The following is a 21,573-nucleotide window of genomic DNA, read 5'->3' as shown; positions in this document are numbered from 1 at the left end:
TGATGTCGTCCGAAAACCGCTCACACTTTTCGGCATCATGCTCTAGCGCCGCCCGGGAATTCGACCTCGGAGAGATGCGGCAGGATGGCGATGTTTGCCTGTGCTACGGTCAGTCCGGGTTCCTGCTCAGGCAGTGCGGCCAGCAGAGCGTGGCGCATTGCCATGTATTTGGCCTTGTTGACCCGCTCCGTATGGTGCGGCGAGGTTATGCTTTCAATGAGGATTTTTTCGTCATCAGGCATCGATAGCTCCTTTGACAGTGATGTCGGGCACTTTGAAGCCCATCGCAATCCACGCGGTGAGAAGTCTGCCATAGAAGCCGGCCGTCGCCAGCGCGCCGGAAGGCACGTCATCGGGCACACTCGCGCGATCGGGCGCATTCTGGGTCATCGTGCGCAATTGAAGGGGCGGAAGCTCGGCCTGCTTCCAGAGATTGCCGTAGAGGCTAAGCCAGTGGCCACCCTTGAACTCCAGGAAAATGGGCGTGTTGCAGCAGGATGCCAGGACACGTCGCGTTGAAGCATTGGGGCCGAGGCGGAACTCCCGCAGGTTTTCGGTTCCGGCCAAAAGGCTGATCCGATCCTTGCGATAAAGCACGTAGCGCGTACCGCCATGGATCGTCCGGATCGCCTCCGGCAAGGGAAGCGACTCCAGCCTTCCGGCCGCGTCACTGCAGCTCTTGCAGTGACATTCCGCGCTGATGATCGGGGCGCCGCGCACATCGAGGTGAAAGGTTCCGCAGGCACAAGTCAGACGGGTTGTCTTGTTGTTCATGACATCGCTCGCTGTTGAGATCGCTGGATAGTCGCAAAATCAAACTAGACCGTTTAGTTCCGTTATAAGAACTAGACGGTTCAGTTTGATCGTGTCAAGTAGGGTTGGAGCGGAGATCGAGAATGTTGATACCGGGTATGGAAGCCGACCTGGCCGAGCGGCGGGCCGGCACTCGTTCGGAGCGCAAACAGGCGGCGATCGTCGGTGCCGCGGCGGAAGTCTTTCTCAGCACCGGTTATGCCGGAGCCAGCATGGACGAGATCGCCAGCCGGTCCGGCGTGTCCAAGCAGACGGTCTACAAGCACTTCTCCAGCAAGGAGGCGCTGTTCGTCGCCGTGCTCACCCAGATGATGGGAGAAGCAGATACCGCCGTTCACACCGGCCTCCCCCAGGTGGAGAACCGCGCTCAGCTGGAAGCCTATCTCCTCGACTACGCCGTCCGCCAACTCACCATCGTCCTGACGCCGGGGCTGATGCAATTGCGCCGGCTCGTGATTGCGGAGGCGCAACGCTTCCCGGAACTCGCCAAGCTGCTTTACGCGCGCGGCCCTGCACGGGCGATCGAGGTCATAGGCAGCGCTTTCGAACAATTGGCCGGCAAGAAGCTGCTGCAGTTCTCCGATGCAACGGTAGCTGCATCACAGTTCAACTGGCTGGTGATGGCCGAGCCCGTCAACCGGGTCATGATGCTGGGCGATGCGGCCATTCCGACGAAGCAGGAGATTTACCGCCACGCCGAGGCGGCCGTCGCCACGTTCCTGGCGGCATTTCTGCATCCAGATAAGCGATAAACGCCACCGAAAGTCCGGGTATCACAGCGGCAATGACTTGAATTTTCCGCACGTGCCAACAGGCCGGCGGTCACAAAGCCGCCGCTCAATCGTCAGTAAATCGCCCCGTTACCGCCGCACCGTGCCCTCTTAAAGGTTCCATCGTCGCGACCTCGCCCGGCCTTTGAGTGGCTGAGCGATCGACCGAGGCGGTCTTGCTGCCCATAAAATCATGCACTTGAAGAGGAATGAACATGATCACTCGTTACACATCTGTCGCAACATTGAGCGCGGCAGTCTTCAGTCTGCTTGCTTTCAGCCCGGCATCCGCTGTCGACATGGCCCAGGCGCAACAGCAGCCGGCACAAGCGCAGCCCCCGGCACAGGCGCAGCCGCCGATGCAGGGACAGCCCGGCGGCAGCGGTGCGACGGCAGCCGTCAGCGATCAGAAAATCGAAGCCTTCGCCGTTGCCTATCTGCAGGTCGACAAGGTGAGACAGGAATATTCGGCCAAGATCGGCGCGACGAAGGACGAGGCTGCCAAGCAACAGCTGCAGGAGGAGGCCAAGAAGCAGATGGTCGATACCGTCCAAGCTTCTCCCGACATCTCCGTCGAAGAATATTCGTCGATCCTGACGGCCGCGCAGAGCGACCCGGCTCTGGCCAAGAAGGTACTGGAAAAGATCGGCACGCCGCCGCCGGGCCAGCAACAACAGCAACCGCAGCAATAGGCTGCACGTAGCTTCAAGTCACCACGAATAGGGAGCGGATGTCCTGTCGTTCGCGCCGGCAGCAGTGCCCGCCATTTGCCGGGCTCTGCTGTCCATCTCGGCAGTCGACAAAGAGATCGGCTAGAACAGGATGATTTTAGGCCGGATCGGCCTAAAATCTGAATCCTGTTCTACATCATATAGTTAGAGCAAAACCGCTTACACTTTCGGCATCATGCTCTGGTTCAGTATTGCGACCCGCTCTTGTTGTCCAGGTCGTGCCGTTCGGTGCCCGTCAGCGGCGGGTTGAAGATGCTGACGAGAACGAGATCCTGATCCTTCCCGCCGCGCAGATAATGGCGGTCGTGCTTGTCGAGCACGTAGATATCGCCGGTGCGGATCGGAAAGACATTGCCGTCCATATCCTCCACTTCGCCCTCGCCCTTGATGCAGTAGCAGGCCTCCAGGTGATTGCGGTATTGGAGCAAGGCCTCGCTATTGGCGCGAACGACGGTGTGGCACACCGTAAAGCCCATGCCATCGTCTTTGGTCAGCAGCCGGTGGCTCGTGCCGTTGCCCCAATCGACGAAACGCTCGGTGAGCTCCACCTCTTTCAGATTTCTGACGAACATCGCCGATTCCCCTGATAAATTATTGAAGATGCGGTGATGATTAATTTTCATCGCCCGCAACAATTAGCTATTGAAATCACTGGCATTTTCAAATGATGATTTCTGCGTCATCTGTGAGGAAATTTTACAAATGCAATTGCCGCCGTTAAACGCTTTGCGCGCTTTCGAAGCCACGGCCCGCCTGATGAGCCTTTCGAAAGCGGGCGACGAGCTGCACGTCACTCATGCGGCGGTCAGCCATCAGATCAAGCATCTGGAAACCTGGCTCGGCCGCAAGCTGCTGCAGAAATCGGGCCGCGGCATTACGCTGACCGCAGCCGGCGGTGAATATTACCGGGCCGTCTCCGGATCGCTGGCGGCGATCGCGCATGCGACCGGCAATATGCGGCGCGATCACGACATGCGCGCCATCACCGTCGGCTGCATTCCCTCAATCGCATCGCGCTGGCTCGTCCCCGCCCTGCCCTCCTTCCAGGAAAGCGCCCCCGATCTCGACATCAGGATCGTCTATGCCCGCGCCGAAGAACGCTTCGACGACGAGAGCCTCGACGTACTGATCACCATGGGCGAGGATCTGAGCGGCGGCAGGGAAAGCCGCCTGCTCTTCTCCCGCCGCAACCAGCCCGTCACCAGTCGCCATTACCTTGCCAAACGCAACTGGACGATCGACGACGTCTCGATCGCCGGCGCCGATCTGCTGCACGACGAATCCGTCGATGGCTGGAAGGAATGGTTCCGCAAGGCCGGCCAGAAAGCGCAGGAGCCGCTTCGAGGGCCGATATTTCAGGATTTCAACATGCTGGCGACGGCCGTAATCGCCGGCCATGGCGTGGCGCTCTGCCCTGTCGAGGTGTTCCGCCGCGAGATCGAACGCGGCGATCTGCTGGTGCTTTCCGAGATCGCCACGGCAGAGAACCAGGGCTATTACGTCATATCGAACAGCTGGGCGAAAAAGCCGGTCGGCCGCTTCATCGACTGGTTCATGACCGAGTGCGGATCGGGCGCGTGAGATCCCCTGCCCTCAGTTCATCGAAGGGTCGCCGCCGAGGCGATGGATGCAAATGGGTCGCGGTAATAAAGACGTGGCATAAGCCCATCCGTGAGCGAGTTGGGCAGAGGTTGGGGATTGTTAATCAGAAATGCCTAATGTAAATCTTGGCGTGCACAAGTTGTGCGGGGGCTGATTTGCTACAATATCTGGTTATGACATGAGACTAGGGAGGGCCTCGGACATGCGGAAAATTCATGCTGCCCCCTCGGCGCTCGGACAAACAGAGGCAAAAACTTCGAGCTCAATCGACCGGCTTTTGTTCTTTGATCGCGATTTCAATCCCGTCGAGAATTTGCTCGGCAATGAGCTGCCTGCTTCTGTCAAACCAGCAGCGTCGTTTTGGGAGCATTTTCCTGAATTGGACAAATCGGCGATTACACTCGCCCTCCGTTCATTGGGCGACAGTGCCCAACCTTTGCAAATATCGGGGGATCTTGGCGCGCCCGCGTCGCACGGACTGACGATCTATCGGATCGGAGATCTGTTTGCCGTGGTTCGGTCCGAGGAATCTATCGACGATGAGCGCGCAACTCTTTTGCATCTGGCCACCCACGATCCGCTCACTGGACTGCCGAACCGACGCCAGTTCAGCGAGGACCTCGCTGTGTTGTTACGAGAGACCGCAGGCTCGAACGAGACTCTGTCCCTGATGCAACTCGATCTTGACGATTTCAAACCCGTCAACGACACGCTTGGGCATCCGGCAGGCGACAAGCTTCTTCAGCTCGCTGCAAGCCGCATTCAAGGGTGCCTTGCCAGGGACGACAGAGCCTATCGACTGGCGGGTGACGAATTCACCGTAATATCAAGAGGCCCAGGACATCCCGCCAAAGGACACCAGTTAGCAGAAGCTTTGGTTGATGCATTCAAAAAACCCTTCACGATAGATGGCATCGCGCTATTTGTCGGTGCCAGTATCGGCATATCTGCTGCTCCACCGGACGGTACAAGTCCGGAGCAGCTGATGAAGGCGTCCGACGTCGCACTCTACGCCGCGAAGAAGGACGGGCGCGGTCGTGCAAGACCGTTTGATCCCTCAATGCTTGAGTTGCTGGAACAACGCGAACTGCTGCGCCGCAGCCTTCGCATGGCCCTGGTCCAGCAACAATTCTCTATTGAGTACCAACCCATCGCCGAGGGCGGCAGCATTGTCGGCTTCGAAGCATTGCTGAGATGGCACCACCCTCTACTTGGAAAAATCCCACCAACGGCATTTATTCCGATGGCCGAGGCCGATGGAATAATGCCGGAAATAGGGGCATGGGTTTTGGAGCAGGCATGTCGCGAGGCAATGAAGTGGCCGCAGAACTACATCGTCGCGGTCAATTTGTCCGCGGCTGAATTCTTGACAAACGGCCTCACCGATCGCGTATCCCAAACGCTGGACTTGATCGGGTTGCCGCCAGACCGTCTGGAGCTTGAGATAACCGAAAGCGTGCTGCTTGAGCGCACCGTCAACAATATCGACACCTTGAATACGCTCAACGTGCTAGGGATACGAATCTCGCTTGATGATTTCGGGACCGAATATTCTTCGCTCAGCTATCTGAAGACATTCCCGTTCGACACGATCAAAATCGACAAATACTTTATCACCGACCTCGAAAGCGATCTGAAAAGCCAGGCAATCGTCCGCTGCATCGTTAACCTCGCACATGACCTCGACATGCAGGTGACGGCCGAAGGGGTTGAAACGCCAGGTCAGGCGGAATGGTTGCGCAGTGTGGGCTGCGACAGACTTCAAGGCTATTTGATTAGCAGGCCGCTTCCGGTCCAGGCGATTGGCGAATTCATCACCCGGGCGGACACATCCGCAAGCCCAGCGCTACCACAGTGAACAACCGATTTTCGCCGTGCCTTTAGCTATGGCATGCATCAACCTGACGCCCCAGGCAAAAGAAGGGAGGGTGTATTGGAACAGGAAGCAGCTAGCTTCGATGACCATGCATTTGCGCCGATGGTATCGCTGGAACTGGACGTTGCGATGTTCAAATCCCGATGGCAGTTTTGCGACGGGATTACCGAATATCTCTCAGACATTCTCGGCCAAGGTCACAGCGATCCCGCTCGATATTCCAATTTTCTTTCCGTCGCGACGAACGAGTTCATCGAACTTGCTTTCCGTTCGACGAGCGAGCTGGGAAGGATAAGGTTCAGTCTCTACCGGAATGCGACATTCAATCGGCTGAGAATTGCGTTTCCTTGCGAGGAAGCATTTGGCCGAAAGCACATGGATGCGAGAGCAAGCGAACACCAGCCTGTCCCGGGCGCCGGCTCTGGATTCGTGGTCACGAAGTCCGATGGGACGGTTTTGCTCAGAGATTTGGCAGCAATATTCCGCGCCACGATCCGAATTGAGCAAGACGGCGAACAAGAGATTCAAATCATTGCGGATTTCCCCTCGGTCGAGGACTTCCGATGAGCCTGCTTCCCCTACCCTTCACTGTTCATTTTGATCCGACAAATCAGGAGCTGTTGCTGTCTGGCAAGATGCGGCCTGAAAGCGCCACTGAAATTGCCGATGCCCTCAAGCTGGTGCAGCAAAGTTTGGAAAAATACAGTGGGGTCGTTTACGTCAATGTCAAACGTCTGACGCACATCAACATGACTGCCTTCGCGGCCCTGGCCGATATACTCGCGGCAAGTTGCCGGATCAGACCGGAACGGAAGATCGTCATCATTACGTCGAGCGTGGTGGCATGGTCGACCTCGTTATTCCAAACGCTGGCGGCATCACAACCAAGCCTGTCGGTTGAAGTCTACGATTCGGCATTTTATCCGGGCCAGAGCTTTGTCGAGGATGAGACTTTCATTCCCATTCTGCGCACCCAGACGAAAATGACATGGAGGCACGAACGCGAACTGTTGCCTCGCCACGGCCTGCGCAGCGGTCTTGTCATCGCAGATATCTGTTGCGGAATTGGTGATTTCGCCGCCTTGGTTCAACGGGAATTTAGACCGGCACGCCTTGTCGCGCTGGATCATTCCGTGCGTAGCCTCGAATATGCCCGCAGGGTCGCGGCCGACTTCGATCTGCAGGGAATCGAGTACACCTATGGCGACGCTTCCCAAATGCTGCTGCGAGACAATCAATTTGACTTTGTGACCTGCCGACATTCGCTGCAGATTTTCAACCGTCCCGAGATGCTGCTCAGGGAGCTTTACCGCATCTGCAAGCCTGGCGGCCGTGTCTACATCACCAACGAAAAAAACTCGCATTGTCTGGGCGAGCCACATGCTGAATCCATAAGATGGACTTACGAAGAAGTCGCCAAACTGTTCAGGCACTTCGACATGGATGTCGAGATGGGGCCGAAAAGCCGCCACCTCCTCGCCGACGCGGGGTTCGATAACATCAAGGTCGATTCATTTATGGTCACGAATCTTGATGGGGATCCCCAGGACTTCGCAGACATCATCGAAGCATGGGAAAATGTCTACGCGGGTGAGATGGCCGTTCGACGGGGCGACTCGTCAGATTTCATTCGCAGGTTCCGGCAAGGATTCAAAGATCATATCTTTGCTGCTCTTCACCCCAAGGGTTATGCAGGCTGGCCGATCTGGGCAGCCTCCGGCCGAAAGCCGCTGTGATGGACGGGAAATCGAAGAGACCGGCAAGGCTAGGCTCATTTCGGGCAAAGTTCATTTTGGTCGTCGGTGGAGCTGTCCTCTTTGATCTGCTGGTCAGCGGTGGACTGGCGCTTTGGAATGTTCAGAGGCTGTCGCGCGATGCCACCCTGGAAGTCGGACAGGGTCTGGAAGCGGCAAGCCAGGAATACATCCGCACATATGCCGATTCCACCGCAGCACAGGTGAGTTTGCTCCTGCGGCAGGTTCACAACGACGTCAGCACCTTGGCGGGTGTGCTCCAGGCGCAGATCGACGATCCCGAGCGTAATTCCGTTGTCGGCGCGGCGATCGCCCGCACATCTCCCGGCAGCGTCAGCCTGTCCTACGATCAAAAGGCGAACTGGTCTCAGAACGCTCCGGGCTCAGTCTCCGTCGTCAGCGTCTGGAGTTACTTGCTCGGAGAAGACCACAACCCAAGACCCGACGTTCAGACCGATATCCAGACCAGCGCGGTTCTAGACCTTGTCGCACCTAGCTTGCTGCAGCACGGGGCTTCAAAGCTGCAGATGTATTACATCGGATCGAAAGAACGACCAATCTTCAGAACAGCGCCCTATACCGACCAGGCTCAGACCTTCGACCGCCTTTATCCTGGTCATAACGAGGCCAATTTCTGGGACTTCTTTTTTCCCGGACTTTATGAGTCCTGGCAGGGCTGGGCCAAGGATATGAAAACGAGGCCGGTCGCGGACGATATAACCCAGACAGCGCCCTATACGGACGCCATTACCGGGAAACTGATCGTTTCTTTCTTTCAACCACTATGGACAGCCGACAGGAAGGATGTCGCCGGGACGGCTGGCGCGGACATTACGCTCGACCAGCTCGCGCAGACTGTAGAAAATGTGAAAGTGGCCCAGTCCGGCTTTGGATTTCTCGCAATGTCCGACGGAAACGTTGTGGCGATCAACAGCACAGGCGAAAAAACGCTCGGTCTGCGTTCTGCGAGCGATGCGAGCGGAAGCGGAGTGACCGGACTGGAGCGCTCCCTGAAGGGAAGCTCCCAGCCGGCGATAGCGAGCCTGGCCCTTGACCGCGAACTGGGCATCCAACATTTGTCGTTGCAGCGGGACGGCAGCCAGGTCCCCTATATCGTTATCGTCAAGAAACTCCCCGCGACCAATCTCTGGTCCAGCGGCCCGGTTCGGCAAGAGGCGATGTCTCTTGGAGTGGTTGTGCCTGAACGAGAAATCCAGGCCTCCCTCTATGCGGCTCAAGCCAAAATTTCGGAAGCTACCAACCGGATCGTGATCTACCAAATCCTGGCGATCCTAATGTCACTGCTTGTTGTAGCTATAGCAGTAATTGCGGCTTCGAAACGAATAACGAGCGGAATCAGTGCACTTGCAGATGCCGCCAAACGGATTCAGGCGAAGGATTATTCGGTCAGGGTGGCCATAACAAGCAAAGATGAGGTCGGCGAGGCTGGTGAAGCATTCAACCGGATGGCCGAACAGATCAGCTATCACACGGAAAATCTCGAGCAGCTTGTCGAAGAGCGAACAGCTCAAATCGAAGATGCAAAGGAAGAGATTTCGACGCTAAACGCACAGCTCCAGCGAGAAAACAGACGTCTCGGGACGGAACTCGCCGTCGCCGAGAGAATCCAGCTCATGGTTCTTCCGCTGCACCAGGAGCTTGAGGAGTTTCAGGCCCTTGAGATCGCAGCCTATATGAGACCTGCAGAAGAAGTCGGCGGCGACTACTACGACGTATTGAAGAACGGAAGCCGATTGAAGATTGGCATCGGCGACGTCACCGGACACGGGCTCGAAAGCGGCGTGCTGATGTTGATGGTTCAGTCCGTCGCCCGCGCCCTGCAGGAAGCCGGAAACACCGATGCAGTCAAATTTCTCACAGACCTGAACAGCGCCCTGTTCAAAAATATCGTGAGGACCAAAATCGACAAGCATCTCACACTGGCGTTTCTTGACTACGACGGCAAAGAGATGATCCTGTCGGGACAACACGAGGAAGTTGTGGTCGTGCGGGCGAACGGCGAGGTCGAGCGCATAGACACCATGGATCTGGGTATACCGATCGGGCTGGAAGCCGATATTTCTGCTTTCATTAAAACCCGGGAAATAAGCTTCGAGACGGGCGACCTCATACTCCTGCATACGGACGGCGTAACAGAAGCCGAAAACGACGCTGGAGAACTCTTTGGCATCGAACGTCTATGCCGCGAAGCACTGCGCTTGAAGGACCAGAGCGCTGAGAAAGTCGTTGCCGGAATTATAGCGACATTAATGCTCTTCATAGGATCGCAGAAGATTTACGACGACATCACGCTTCTCGCAGTGCGACATAGGTGAGACATGACGCCAACGGTATATGGTATCGAATCTCTGACGGGCATAAGCCTAGATTCAAGCACTCGCCTCACGTTAAGCGACGGACCGCTTCAGCTCGGATGGAAGCACTCAGGAATGACGTCGGACTTTATAGCAGAAGTCATGGCTCTGCGGTATTCACGTTCAAGGAAGGACTATGTGCAGGCGCATCATGACATCGGATATCTCAGCAATGAGTTGATCGAAAATGCCGTCAAGTTTCGACAGCCTGGGGAGATCCTCATTGAAGCCGGCATATTGGACGGTACTTTTTTAATAAGGGTGAAGAACACGATCGATGGCGTGACATCCTCTCGCTTTCAGCAACTGCTGCATCGCCTTCAATCGAGGGACCCCGGAGAACTTCTTCTTGAGCAAATCGAAACCAATGCCATAACGGCAGAAAGCGGTTCGGGCTTGGGGTTGCTGACCCTTCTGAGCGATTACGACGCAAAAATGGCATGGGCATTCGAAGACAATAATGACCAGCGTGTCATCCTGACGACAACTGCAGCCGTGGCAATGCCGCCCTCCTCCAATCTGTGAGCGAAGAATGGAAATCAGCGACGAAAACTTCCGCGTATGGGCTGAGAAAAACGAGGTCTATTTCGATGGCGTATTCCGGCTGGCGGGACCGGATGCCTACGCGCCCATTTACTCATTGATCTCAGGCCTGCTTCATGAGGGGCACAAACAGGTCACGTTCAACCTGACGGGTCTCGAGTTCCTCAATTCCTCTGGCATAAATCTCCTGGCCAAGCTGACGATTGAAGCCAGAAAGATGGACGACCTCCTGCTCGTCGTCAAAGGCACCAGCCAATATCCTTGGCAAGCGAAATCGCTGCCGAATCTCAAGAAGTTACACCCGCTTATCGATTTGCGCTTGGCGTGATTCTCTATTGAATTCGGTTTGACGCTCTCGCAAAACCCAGCGAGGCGTCCTCTATCAAGTCCATATCTTTTCGATAACAGGCCAGCGGCTCCCGGATCGGCGAGCTGCTTCCAGTTATGCCCAAGGTATGGCCGACATACCTGCTGATCGAAAATGGACTGCAAGACTGGAATGTATCGTGCTCGCTCAGCACGGCGTACCAAGGTAATGAAACCGTCACCAACCCAAGGAAAATGATTGGTGAGATGACGTCGACTTGATGGAAGGGAGCAGAAGTGGGGTTAAAACCAGCAACGAGGCATGCGGTGTTTGGATATTCATTCAATCGGAAAGAGGTCCATCATGAGAATTTTGTTGCTGTCCGCCACTTTGGTCCTGACGACGTCAACGTTCGCATTTGCAGATGATAACTGCGGCGATAAGACAAATCAGTCAGACATGAACATCTGCGCTGCTGAATCCCTGAAGAAGTCGGATGCTGAGATGAACAAGGTCTACAAAGAGATCGAAGGTCGGCTGGAGGATGATGCCGACACGACCAAGCTTCTCGTAGCGACCCAGAAGGCATGGATTGCATTCCGTGATGCCGAGTGCAATTTTCAAAGCTCGACGGTCCAGGGTGGCACCGCCTATCCGTTCGTCAACAGTTCGTGCCACGACGGCCTGACTCAAAGCCGCACGGAGGCGCTCAAGGTTTACCTGAGGTGCAACGACGGGGACCTGGACTGCCCGGTCCCGGGGACAAATTAAACATCTGAAATATCGAAGTTACGCCTCGGCTCCGCGGTCTCTTGCCTTCCCGTCCCGTCGACCGTTCCGACCAGGAATCGTTAAGTATACGAAGCCGTGTAGGACTATAGACGGGATCGGCATCGGACCTCGGTCCGATGTGCAAGGGGCGATCGACGTCTAACCTCTCCTACCTGCTCAAGCCGTGCATCTGCCCGGCGCTTGATGATCTGGTTCGGAGGAAACGATGCGGACAGCAACCTTAGCGTCCTTGGCCTTGCTCTCGCTGGCTCTTGCAGCAAGCCCGGTAACGATTGCCGGGATCGACATGGCCGCACTGGCAAAGAGCGGGGGAAACGGCGGCGGTAACAGTGGGGGCAATAGCGGCGGCGGTGGTCATGGCGGCGGTGGTGGAAACAGCGGCAACCATGGCAGCAGCAGCCAAGGTAGCGGTTCAACCCATGGCAGCTCCAAATCGCAAGGCGTGAAAGGCAAGTCCAGCGAGGCGGCAAGCAAATCCAAGTCCGTCAAGGCAGACGAGACCAAAGTCAGCACGAAAGAAAAGAACCTGTCGGCGCAACTTGCGGGCCTGAACTCCTTGAAGCGAAACTACAAGGCGTTGATGCATACGTCGGACCCACGCATGACGGCGATCTCGGCCTACGCCATGGCCTATGCCCAGTATGAACTCGACAATGGAATCGAGCCCGCGGCCGATGACCCTCTGTTGGGGGACGAGGCGCTGGAGGACGCATTGGCTTCCGCAACAAAAACCGGTGAAGTCAGTCCGGCGGTTCTGAACCAGGCCAAAACCATTCTCGGGGTTGGCGACGCAAACGGGAAGATTGATCAAATTCGCACCTCGCTGGAGAACGCCGCGCCGGCGACATCAGACGAATAGCCGCGAATTCAGGTGCGAGCAGTGTGGAGCTGACAAGTATAGCTCCGCACTAAATTAAGAGAGCATTTCCGTTTTGTTTGAGTACGGGAATGCTCTTTTTTTGCATATTTTCGAACACAGACCGCTGCGCCAGCGAGCGAGGGTCGGTTAGGAGGCTCCCGCCAAGTCGCTGTTCTTTGAAACCATCGACACGCTTGTCGACTGGAGGCGGTCCTGGTTGGACTTGGTGTGGAGGAGCAGCAGCCTTGCTGGGGATGGGAACTATGCGCCAGAAGGGAGACGTCACTGATCATTGTTCACATTCTGTTTTTGACTTCGGCCATATCGGCGGGGTGACTGTTCCATGATCCGCTTGAACGCCGTGCTAGAGGCGTGCTCAGACGAATATCCCAGCGATACCGAAATTTCGGCCATTGTTTCCTCGCCCTGTATCAGTTTCGTTCCTGCCGACATCATTCTCCGGCGGGCAACGTAGGAGATCGGCGTTTCGCCGACGCGCCTTGGGAAGTACTGGGCGAAGCTCGTGCGGGACATCCCCGCCTTGCGGGCGAGGTCTTCCAGTGTCCAGACGTGCGATGGCCGGCGATGAAATTGCCATCCGGGGAGATATGTTGCGCAGCAGCGGCTCGCCCACTAAGACATCGCCCAAGATCGCTCAGAAAAGAAGCGAAAGTTCCGTCTTGCCCACTGTCTTCCTGCTATAGTGGAGAAGAGGAGACGGCTCAATGGGCGAGAATCGCAAGCTGGCCGCAATTCTGGCCGCCGACGTGGTCGGATACAGCAGGCTCGCGAGCGCGGACGAAGATCGTATTCTGGCGAGGTTGCGGGCACTGCGTAGCGACCTGATCGATCCAACTATAGCTGTGCACAACGGGCGCGTGATCAAGCGCACAGGCGATGGGGCATTGGTCGAATTCCGCAGCGTGGTGGACGCCGTCCGCTGCGCCGTCGAGGTGCAGAATGCCATGGTCGAACGCAATGCCGGCGTGCCCCAAGACCGCCGTATTGAGTTCCGAATCGGCATCCATTTGGGAGATGTGGTCGAGGAAAGCGACGGTGACCTGATGGGCGACGGCGTCAATATCGCGTCGCGCCTGGAGGGCGTCGCAGCGCCGGGCGCCATTTGCCTGTCGGAGGATGCCTATCGCCAAGTCAAGGCGAGGCTCGATCTCTCCGTCACCGATCTCGGCAGCACACAGCTCAAGAACATCGCCGAGCCGATTCGGATCTATTCGCTCCAGGTCGGCGTCGCCGCACTGGCAAAGTCAACAGTGACCGCCTACGCCGCCGCTAGTCGCGTGCCAGCCGCATCGCCGCCGGCGCTCTCGATTGCCGTGCTGCCCTTCGCCAACATGAGCGGTGATGTCGAGCAAGAATACTTCGCCGATGGCATCTCCGAAGACATCATCACTGCTCTGTCGAAGCTGTCGCAGCTGTTCGTCATCGCCCGCAACTCGTCGTTCACCTTCAAGGGCCGGAACGTGAACGTCCAAGAGGTGGGCCGCGGCCTTGGCGTGCGCTACGTGCTGGAGGGCAGTGTCCGCAAATCGGGCAGCAGGGTGCGGATCACCGCACAGCTGATCGACGCGACATCAGGCGGCCATCTGTGGGCGGAGCGTTTCGATCGCGACCTGACCGACATCTTTGCCGTGCAGGACGACGTAACGCAGCAGATTGTCGGCGCACTCGCGCTCAACCTGAGAGAGGGCGACCAGCAGCGGCTGGCTGCGGAGCAGACCGAGAGCCTGGAAGCGTATGACTGCTTCCTTCGGGGCCGTGAACACATGTGGAGGTTGACGAGAGAGCAAAACACGCAGGGCCGGGAACTGTTGCAACGCGCCATCGAGCTTGACCCGAAATTCGTTCCGGCCTACGCGTTCCTCGCCGTCACACATGGGCTGGCCTACATAAATCAGTGGAGCCAATCGCCGTCGAAATCGCTTGATCAGGCGATTGAGGCTGCCACGCGGGCGGTGGCGCTCGACGATCAATATCCCTACGCACATTGGGCGCTCGGCGTCGTCAAACTGCACTCGCGACAGCACGACGCGGCCATCGCCGAGGCCGAACGCGTGATCGCGCTTGCTCCCAATTTTGTCGAGGGGTACGAGAATCTCGGCAACGCACTACACTATGCCGGAAGGTCGGCCGAGGCGCTCGCCTATTTCGAACGGGCAATGGCCCTGAACCCCTATTACCCGGACCTGTTCCTGCACTTCTACGCGCAGGCGATGTTTCAGCTAGGCAGGTACGAGGAGGCCGTCGTCATCCTGAAGCGGCGGCTCGTCCGTAATCCAAACACAGACGTCTCGCGAGTGCTGCTGGCGGCGAGCTATGGTCACTTGGGGCGCTTCGAGGAGGCGCGCGGTGAGTGGGCGGAAGTGTTCCGAATCAATCCCGATTATTCCCTGGAGCACAGGCGCAAAGTACTGCCCTACAAGAACCCTGCCGATTTCGAACGCATTGTGGACGGCCTGCGGCAGGCTGGCCTGACTAGCTGATTGTTTGCCGCCAGCGGCAATGGGCCATAGCTTCTGTGCGGGGTCCACCGATGCATGCTCTCTGGTTTTGGGCCGGATGGTTCGCATCAGATTGTCCGAGAGACGTGCTCATGGGGCGCCAGACCAAGACTACGCCAAAAGCGGCCCAACCGCTGAGCCAGCAGCAACCGGTATCGCTCCCAAGCCATCCGGGTTACGATGCGCAGCTGAGAACGAGGGCGGGCGCCTCGTCGGACCACCTACGTCAGGAGGGCAGTGTGAAATCGCCGACAGCGAGAGTTATGGCCGCGGCCGAGGAAGATCTGGCGGTCGAAACGGTCATGCTGGCATTTGCTGCGGATCCTATGGCGCGATGGACCTGGCCGCACGCACACCAGTACCTTGCGACCATGCCCCGAATGATCCGGGCGTTTGGGAGCAGCGCATTCTCTAACGGAAGCGCCTTTTGCACCGACGGCTACGCCGGGACGGCGCTGTGGTTATCGCCCGGGGTGCATTCCGACGAGGAAGGGCTTGGTGCGGTGCTCGAGAGCACGGTTGCGCGCTCTCTTGCCCCCGAAACCACGGCCATATTCGAGCAGATGGCCGCGTACCACCCGAGCGAACCACATTGGTACCTGCCCCTGATCGGCGTCGACCCAGCGCATCAAGGCCAAGGTCACGGCGACGCCTTGATGGCGTACGCACTCGCACGGTGCGATCGCGATCACGCGCCAGCCTATTTGGAATCCTCGAACCCGCGCAACATTCCGTTCTACCGGCGCTACGGCTTCGAGCCGCTCGGCGCAATCCAGGCCGGTTCGTCGCCGACGCTCGTCCCGATGCTGCGGCGGCCGCGTTGAGCTTTAGTTCGATCAGATAGTTTGTGGCATACGGGCGGCGCAGAGCGCGCGGCACAGCCGCGAAACGAAGATGGAACGGACCGGCGAGAACTTTGCCGGCGGGCGCCCAGTCGGGTTATAGGCGATGCCCGCTTTTAGAAGTCGGATGATGTAGCTTTGACGGCCGACATGAGGGCACAAAGCAGCCCTATCGAACGAAACCTCTCGACGGCCGCACCCGGATATCATTGTTCAAGCCGGTTCCTGGCTTTCGCCTGCGCATCTCGGATCAGACCCGAGTACCGTCGCTCCTTGCCGGGATACCATGGCATCGTGCCTATCGAGGAGAAGCCTGGGATAGCTTCCATGTGGGTAAACATACGTCGGCGCATCGCGTCGTCGGGAAGTGGGCCGCGCATTGCCTGAAGATTGTCACTCATGTGGTTCGGGTTGGAAGTACCACACAGGACACAGGTTACGGCGGGATGGGCCATGACCCACTTCAGAAAGAATTGCGCCCAGGTTTTCGCGCCGAACTCGTTTGCGAACTCCGGTAACGGCTGACCTTCGACGACTTTGAGCAATCTGGCCTTTTCAAGCGGCAGATTGATCAGGACGGCGACACCGTTGTCTGCGGCCGATGGCAGGAGACGCCTTTCGGCATTCCTGTCGAAAATGGAATAGTTGGTCTGCACAAAGTCGACCTCACCACTTTCGATGAATTTCGTGAGAGCCTCCTGGGCCGAAGCCTCGTGATGCGTGATACCGACGTGCTGAATTTTCCCTTCCTTTTTCCATGAACGAAGGAGCGGAACAACGACCTGCGCATTTGTGATACTGTGACATTGCATCAGGTTGATCGTGTCACGCCAGGCCCGCAGCCTCGACTGCCGAAAGCTTTCCTCCGCATGGCTCTCGTCGCCCAGATATTCTCCCGTCGCCCAGATTTTGTTAGTCAGGAAGATTTCGGGCGCTTCCGGTGCCTCCGCCATGAACTGGCCAACGCTGACCTCGGCCGACCCATACAAAGGCGAGGTATCAATGACGCGGCCACCACCGGCGACATACCGCCTGAACACCTCCCGCAGGTCGTCCCGCGGTTCACCCGGCCGCCGGTCGAATGTCAGGAATGTGCCAAGTCCGAGGGCTGTGAGCCGCTCTCCCGTTTTCGGCACCGTGCGCGTCAGGATGGGCTCGGTTGCGGGCGTCGATGGGCGCGGCGCGTGACCTGTCGTGTCTTGTGCCTGTACTTCTGCTGCGATCGCTGCGCTCGCGGCAGTCAGCCCCATCGCACCCAGAAAGCGCCGCCGACCGATTGTCGTTCGGGTCATGAAAAAACCTCCACGGTCGATATCTGATTAGAACTGCCAGCCCGCCGGAACCCAGGCGTAACCCATGTCCGTCTTGAGCATTCGTCCGAGCCCCGGGAAAGGGTAATGAAACCCAAGAACAAGGAGCCTATCGGTCGCGGCCATATCGAATATGCGGCGACGAGACGCGAGCGCGGTATCCTTGTCTCTGTCAGGTCCGGGTCCCCATGGATGGTCGATGTTGACGACCGGGTGATAGGCAAGGTCCGCAGTGAGGAGCAGTTGGTCGTTTCCTGAGTGGACCAGGAATGTTGCCATGCCAGGCGTATGTCCGGGCGCAGCAATCGTGGTGAGGCCCGGCACGATTTCCGCACCTGCCTCGTAGAGCTCGATGTCCTTTGCGATCGGCTCGACACTCCGTTTGATCGCCGCGGCAAACCGGTCACGAAAGTCCTTTGGTACAGGCATGTAGGAGAGATCGGGATTGTTGCGCACAAAAAAATCCCAGTCTGCCCGGGGTGCGTAGACGGTGGCATTGGGAAACGCTTTTTTGCCTTCGGAAGTGCTGAGATTGCCGACGTGATCAGGATGCGTGTGGGACACCACGATCGTGTCGATATCGCCTGCATCGAGACCGATGGCGGCGAGATTGTCGAACACACGCCCCGCATTCGGTCCCATCGTGGCCCCGGCTCCCGCCTCAAGCAATATCCGCCTGTCGCCGACCTCAAGCAGCAGCGTGTTGAGTTGAAGGGTCATGTGATCGGTAGGAAGGAAAGCGCGACGAAGGACCTCCTGCAGTTCGGCCTCCGGAGCATCGTTGGCATAGACCGTCGGTGGGCCGCCGATCACGCCATCGCTCAAAACTGTCGCTTTGATCTGCCCGACCCGAAATCGATAATATCCAACATTACGGGCGTCCGGGCTCTGCACTTGCGCATTGCCTGATCCGGCTGAACCTCCGAGCAGCAGAGCGGCCGTTCCAGCAACCGCGGAAACCATGACCGTTCGCCGGTTCAATGTGAGTCGATCCATTGCTTTTCCTTTCAGTCGACAATCCGCATGTGCGGCTGAGATATTTAGATGACCTCAAATCACTGCGCTGATAAGACGAGCAAATCTACGCAGCTTGATAAGGCAGGCTTCGCAATGGATCAGTTTCGTTTGGATAGCCTGGATGTTTTTGCGGCGATCGTCAGGTGCGGCGGATTCAGGGCCGCCGCCCTGGAGCGAGGCGTTTCATCATCGGCACTCAGCCAGACAATCAACGCTTTGGAAGAGGCGCTCGGCATCCGCCTGCTCAACAGGACAACAAGAAGCGTTTCGCCGACGGAGGCGGGACAGCGTCTGCTGCAGCGCCTCGGTCCAGCTTTGACGGACATCCGTCTCGCAGTCGACGACCTTAACCAGTTAAAGGAAAACCCGTCCGGCACCCTTCGTATCAATGCGCCGGGCCCCGCAATCGATCACCTGCTCTGTCCGGCAATGTTCACCTTTATGGACACATACCCGGACATCAAGGTCGAGCTCATCAGCGACGCAGCCGTCATCGACATCGTCGAGCAAGGCTTTGACGCCGGCGTTCGGTTCGGAAAGCAACTGGCACAAGATATGATCGCAGTACCGCTGGGACCATCGCTTCGATACGCGATCGTGGCGTCGCCGGACTATATTGCAAAGCATGGCCTGCCTTTGACCCCCAATGATCTCGCCGGCCACAACTGCATTCGACGACGATTTCCCGGCGGCACGCTGGTATCCTGGAAATTTGAAAAGGGCGGAGACGCCCTCGAAGTCTTGCCGGAGGGACGATTGACGGTGAGTTCAGCACACAACGAACTGCAGGCCGCTGTCGCCGGATGCGGATTGGCCCATATCTTCGAGGACTACGCCACACCCGACTTGACGAACGGCCGGTTGACGGAGGTTCTGAAGGACTGGAGCCCCCTCTTGCCAAGCTGGTATCTTTATTACCCGAGCAAAAAACACTCCAGCGCCGCCATGCGAGAGCTGGTGAGCTTCTTGCGCTCCTACGATTGGGAGCTGTCCCGGATGCCGGCTTAATTGAACGGTCATGACCTACGCCTGACTCGCTTCGTGAGGACTCTCCCCAACTTGGACCAACGTAGAAAATACGGAAGACTCCTTCATCCGCGGTCTGAACGCGGGAACACTGTCGCGAAGGACGGCGGGTGACCGCAATGGGCCGACTGCGGGGTGTACGCACGCGTTACTCTACTGGATAATGCTGGGGACCGACCGGAGCATCTACAATGGCACCCATTCAGGTCCCGTGATATGGATCCTCGGCTCAAGGCCGAGGACGACGGAGAATGCAGCAGCAGCGCTCGCCACGTTTGGCCTGGCGAGCGCAACTCACCCCGCGAGCTCGATGATCGCGCAGCCGTAGCCTTCGAGATCGAGCCTACCGGCAACCGGCTTTTCGGCATCGAGGAGATCACGGCCAGCGGGAACGCCGCCGATGGCGGCCGGCTGGTCGGTGTAGTTCTGAATGAACAGCAGCCGGCGGTCGTCATTCATCCGCATGGTCACCTCGACGCCCTCGGGAAGGTCGCCGATCAGCGGCTCGATGCCGACGGGTGCAAACAGCCGCTCGGCAAGCGCTGCCGTCAGTTCCGGGGTGAGATAGGTACCGACATAGACCACCTGCCCCTTGCCGAGCTTGCGCGACGTCGCCATCGGCTGGCCCTCGGCATAGCGGTTGGACCAGGCCGCAACCACCTCGACATCGCTTGCGATCGCCAGGTTTTCATAGAAATAGCCGCCGACCAGTTCGCGGTTGCCGATCTTGAAGCGGCGTTCGCGGCGGCGCGATTCCGCCGGCTTGTTCGGCGGAATGACAAGCCCGCCCGAACGCTCCATCACATCGAAGAGCCCGTTGGCGCCGGGAGCGGCGAGACGGCCGAAATCCTCGACACGCACGCCTGTGAGCTGCGACAGCGCGGTGCCGGGCGCGGTCTCGCGGATGACGTGATTGTCTTCGTTGCGCGTGCCGGTGCGCGCGCCGATGACGACGGTGCCGCCCTGCTCGGCGAAGGATTTCAGCCTCTCGGTCCATTCGTCCTTCCACATCACCCAATGGGGCACATAGAGCAGCTTCAGCTTGGAAAGATCGTCCTCGGGATGAATGAAACCGCAGGCAATCCCGCGGTCGTAGCAATATTGGTGCAGCAGGATCGCATCGTCCTGCGGGCTCGGCAGGCCGATCGGATAGGTCTTGTGCGCTTCCTGATTGTCGAAATCGGAGCCGGCGATGCCGACATCCATGCGCACATAGGTGCCGAGGATCTTGGGCGCTAGCGCGGTCATCTCGGTTGCGAAGCGCTTCGCCTCGTCATAGCGATGGCGGGCGACATCGTCGTGGTCGATGATGCCCATCCAATAGATCTCGGCGCCGAAATGCGCGGGGCGCCAGCGGAAGAACATCAGGCCGTCGGCGCCGTGGGCGACTGAGGAAAGCGCCATGCGGCGCAGTTCGCCCGGTTCCGGTGTCAGCGTGCAGAAGCCCGGCTGGCTGCCGAAACCCGACTGTTGCTCAGGCACGATGTAGTTGCCGGAGAAGCCGCGGCAGATATCGAGGTGCAGCGCCTGAACCTTGGCGTGATTTCCGAGCCGCTGGAACTCGTCATAGAGCATCGGATAGATGTCGTAGCCGACGAAATCGAGATCGGTGGTGAACTGGCCGCGAAAGTCGATATCCCGGAGACCGCCGAGATTGTGGAAGACGAACCAGGAGGATTTGACGGCGCGCAGGATCTCCACCTGGTCGTGCTGGAAGCGTGCCGTCGAGAAGGCGAGGAAACGATGATAATCCTGCAGATGGCCGGGGCTCGGGAAGGTCGGGCCGAACTCGATCGGCAGCACCACCTGGTCGAAGCTGTCATAGGCAGTCGCCCAGAAATCGCCGCCCCATGCCGTGTTGAGCTTGCCGATCTCGCCGTATCTGCCGGCAAGAAAGGCCTGGAATTCGGTGAGCGTTGCCTTCGAAAAGCTCTCCGGCATGCTCGTGTTCAACTCGTTGTCGGTCTGCCAGCCGACGACAAAAGGATTGTCGCGATAGTGCTCGGCCATCGCTTTGGTGATACGCCGGCTGTGTTCGCGAAAGACCGGACTTGCCGTGTCGCAGTGCTGGCGCGAGCCATGGCTCATCGGCCGGCCCTTGCCGTCGACCCTTAAGATCTCCGGGTGGGCCACGGTCAGCCAGCGTGGCGGCGTTGCAGTCGGCGTGCACATGATCGTGTCGATGCCGTAGCGCCCGAGCATGGCGATGGCGCGGTCGAACAGATCGAAATCGAAGGTGCCGAGCTTCGGCTCGAGAATATGCCAGGCGAATTCGGCCATTCTGACCACGTTGAAGCCAGCCTTCGCCATGCGCTCGGCGTCGCGCTCCCAGTAGCTTTCATCGACGTGCTCGGGATAGTGTGGGGCGCCGACGAGGAAGCGGTCGGTCTTGACGGGGTTCCATACGGAGAGGGTCTTGTCGGACACGGTGGAGTTT

The 21,573-nt window shown here is 58.2% G+C and carries 20 protein-coding genes; 14 read left to right on the top strand and 6 right to left on the bottom strand.

Annotated features, from left to right (window positions below; all coding sequences use genetic code 11):
* Positions 1 to 35 precede the first annotated feature (35 nt).
* Positions 36 to 242 (bottom strand): hypothetical protein, encoded by a 207-nt coding sequence (locus HX898_RS02150; RefSeq protein WP_180193872.1) that lies wholly within the window; start codon positions 240 to 242, stop codon positions 36 to 38.
* The gene (locus HX898_RS02145) at positions 235 to 774 is read right to left on the bottom strand and encodes a hypothetical protein (protein WP_138334826.1); all 540 of its coding nucleotides are present in this window, start codon (positions 772 to 774) and stop codon (positions 235 to 237) included. The genes HX898_RS02150 and HX898_RS02145 overlap by 8 nt, the downstream gene beginning before the upstream one ends.
* A gap of 122 nt (positions 775 to 896) precedes the next feature.
* On the opposite strand from HX898_RS02145, the gene HX898_RS02140 reads away from it, so the two are divergent.
* Positions 897 to 1,565: a TetR/AcrR family transcriptional regulator gene (locus tag HX898_RS02140; RefSeq protein ID WP_180193871.1), complete on the top strand. Its 669-nt coding sequence runs from the start codon at positions 897 to 899 to the stop codon at positions 1,563 to 1,565.
* A 227-nt stretch (positions 1,566 to 1,792) separates the two neighbouring features.
* Entirely contained in the window at positions 1,793 to 2,275 is a 483-nt protein-coding gene (locus HX898_RS02135) for a DUF4168 domain-containing protein (RefSeq protein WP_138334828.1), read from the top strand.
* A 224-nt stretch (positions 2,276 to 2,499) separates the two neighbouring features.
* On the opposite strand, the gene HX898_RS02130 is transcribed toward HX898_RS02135, so the two are convergent.
* Positions 2,500 to 2,886 carry an ectoine synthase gene (locus HX898_RS02130; protein ID WP_138387292.1) on the bottom strand — a complete coding sequence of 129 codons (387 nt, stop codon included), beginning with the start codon at positions 2,884 to 2,886 and terminating at the stop codon, positions 2,500 to 2,502.
* A 130-nt stretch (positions 2,887 to 3,016) separates the two neighbouring features.
* On the opposite strand from HX898_RS02130, the gene HX898_RS02125 reads away from it, so the two are divergent.
* The 11 genes from HX898_RS02125 to HX898_RS02070 all read left to right on the top strand — a co-directional run bounded on the left by HX898_RS02125 (position 3,017) and on the right by HX898_RS02070 (position 15,765).
* Positions 3,017 to 3,895, top strand: a complete 879-nt coding sequence (locus HX898_RS02125; protein WP_180193870.1) for a LysR substrate-binding domain-containing protein — start codon at positions 3,017 to 3,019, stop codon at positions 3,893 to 3,895.
* Positions 3,896 to 4,118: 223 nt separating this feature from the next.
* A complete protein-coding gene (locus HX898_RS02120) occupies positions 4,119 to 5,774 on the top strand; it encodes an EAL domain-containing protein (protein ID WP_138334831.1) in 1,656 nt (551 codons plus the stop codon).
* 75 nt (positions 5,775 to 5,849) lie between these two features.
* Positions 5,850 to 6,359, top strand: a complete 510-nt coding sequence (locus HX898_RS02115) for a hypothetical protein (protein ID WP_138334832.1) — start codon at positions 5,850 to 5,852, stop codon at positions 6,357 to 6,359.
* Positions 6,356 to 7,528 (top strand): class I SAM-dependent methyltransferase, encoded by a 1,173-nt coding sequence (locus HX898_RS02110; RefSeq protein ID WP_138334833.1) that lies wholly within the window; start codon positions 6,356 to 6,358, stop codon positions 7,526 to 7,528. The genes HX898_RS02115 and HX898_RS02110 overlap by 4 nt, the downstream gene beginning before the upstream one ends.
* Entirely contained in the window at positions 7,525 to 9,882 is a 2,358-nt protein-coding gene (locus HX898_RS02105; protein WP_180193869.1) for a SpoIIE family protein phosphatase, read from the top strand. The genes HX898_RS02110 and HX898_RS02105 overlap by 4 nt, the downstream gene beginning before the upstream one ends.
* 3 nt (positions 9,883 to 9,885) lie before the next feature.
* The gene (locus tag HX898_RS02100; RefSeq protein ID WP_180193868.1) at positions 9,886 to 10,446 is read left to right on the top strand and encodes a hypothetical protein; all 561 of its coding nucleotides are present in this window, start codon (positions 9,886 to 9,888) and stop codon (positions 10,444 to 10,446) included.
* A 7-nt stretch (positions 10,447 to 10,453) separates the two neighbouring features.
* Entirely contained in the window at positions 10,454 to 10,792 is a 339-nt protein-coding gene (locus HX898_RS02095; protein ID WP_138334836.1) for a hypothetical protein, read from the top strand.
* A gap of 342 nt (positions 10,793 to 11,134) precedes the next feature.
* Positions 11,135 to 11,542, top strand: a complete 408-nt coding sequence (locus HX898_RS02090) for a lysozyme inhibitor LprI family protein (protein WP_180193867.1) — start codon at positions 11,135 to 11,137, stop codon at positions 11,540 to 11,542.
* Between the two features lie 226 nt (positions 11,543 to 11,768).
* Positions 11,769 to 12,422, top strand: coding sequence for a hypothetical protein (locus HX898_RS02085; RefSeq protein WP_138334838.1), 654 nt, complete (start codon positions 11,769 to 11,771; stop codon positions 12,420 to 12,422).
* 725 nt (positions 12,423 to 13,147) lie between these two features.
* On the top strand, positions 13,148 to 14,923 hold the full coding sequence (locus tag HX898_RS02075) for an adenylate/guanylate cyclase domain-containing protein (protein WP_138334840.1): 1,776 nt from the start codon (positions 13,148 to 13,150) through the stop codon (positions 14,921 to 14,923).
* A 257-nt stretch (positions 14,924 to 15,180) separates the two neighbouring features.
* Entirely contained in the window at positions 15,181 to 15,765 is a 585-nt protein-coding gene (locus HX898_RS02070) for a GNAT family N-acetyltransferase (protein ID WP_180193866.1), read from the top strand.
* A 224-nt stretch (positions 15,766 to 15,989) separates the two neighbouring features.
* Here the strand turns inward: HX898_RS02070 and HX898_RS02065 are convergent, their stop codons facing one another.
* Together HX898_RS02065 and HX898_RS02060 are read right to left on the bottom strand one after the other, a co-directional pair.
* Entirely contained in the window at positions 15,990 to 17,075 is a 1,086-nt protein-coding gene (locus HX898_RS02065; RefSeq protein WP_180193865.1) for an aldo/keto reductase, read from the bottom strand.
* Between the two features lie 27 nt (positions 17,076 to 17,102).
* Positions 17,103 to 18,089, bottom strand: a complete 987-nt coding sequence (locus HX898_RS02060) for an MBL fold metallo-hydrolase (protein WP_180193864.1) — start codon at positions 18,087 to 18,089, stop codon at positions 17,103 to 17,105.
* 48 nt (positions 18,090 to 18,137) lie between these two features.
* Here HX898_RS02060 and HX898_RS02055 point away from each other — a divergent pair, with 48 nt between their 5' ends.
* Positions 18,138 to 19,118, top strand: a complete 981-nt coding sequence (locus HX898_RS02055) for a LysR family transcriptional regulator (RefSeq protein ID WP_180193863.1) — start codon at positions 18,138 to 18,140, stop codon at positions 19,116 to 19,118.
* 312 nt (positions 19,119 to 19,430) lie between these two features.
* Here the strand turns inward: HX898_RS02055 and HX898_RS02050 are convergent, their stop codons facing one another.
* Positions 19,431 to 21,563: a beta-galactosidase gene (locus HX898_RS02050; RefSeq protein ID WP_180193862.1), complete on the bottom strand. Its 2,133-nt coding sequence runs from the start codon at positions 21,561 to 21,563 to the stop codon at positions 19,431 to 19,433.
* Positions 21,564 to 21,573: the final 10 nt, after the last annotated feature.

Source organism: Rhizobium sp. WYCCWR 11128, assembly GCF_013416305.1.
GTDB lineage: Bacteria > Pseudomonadota > Alphaproteobacteria > Rhizobiales > Rhizobiaceae > Rhizobium > Rhizobium indicum.
Note: the sequence above shows the minus strand (reverse complement) of the source record. Positions and strands in the feature narration are given on the sequence as shown.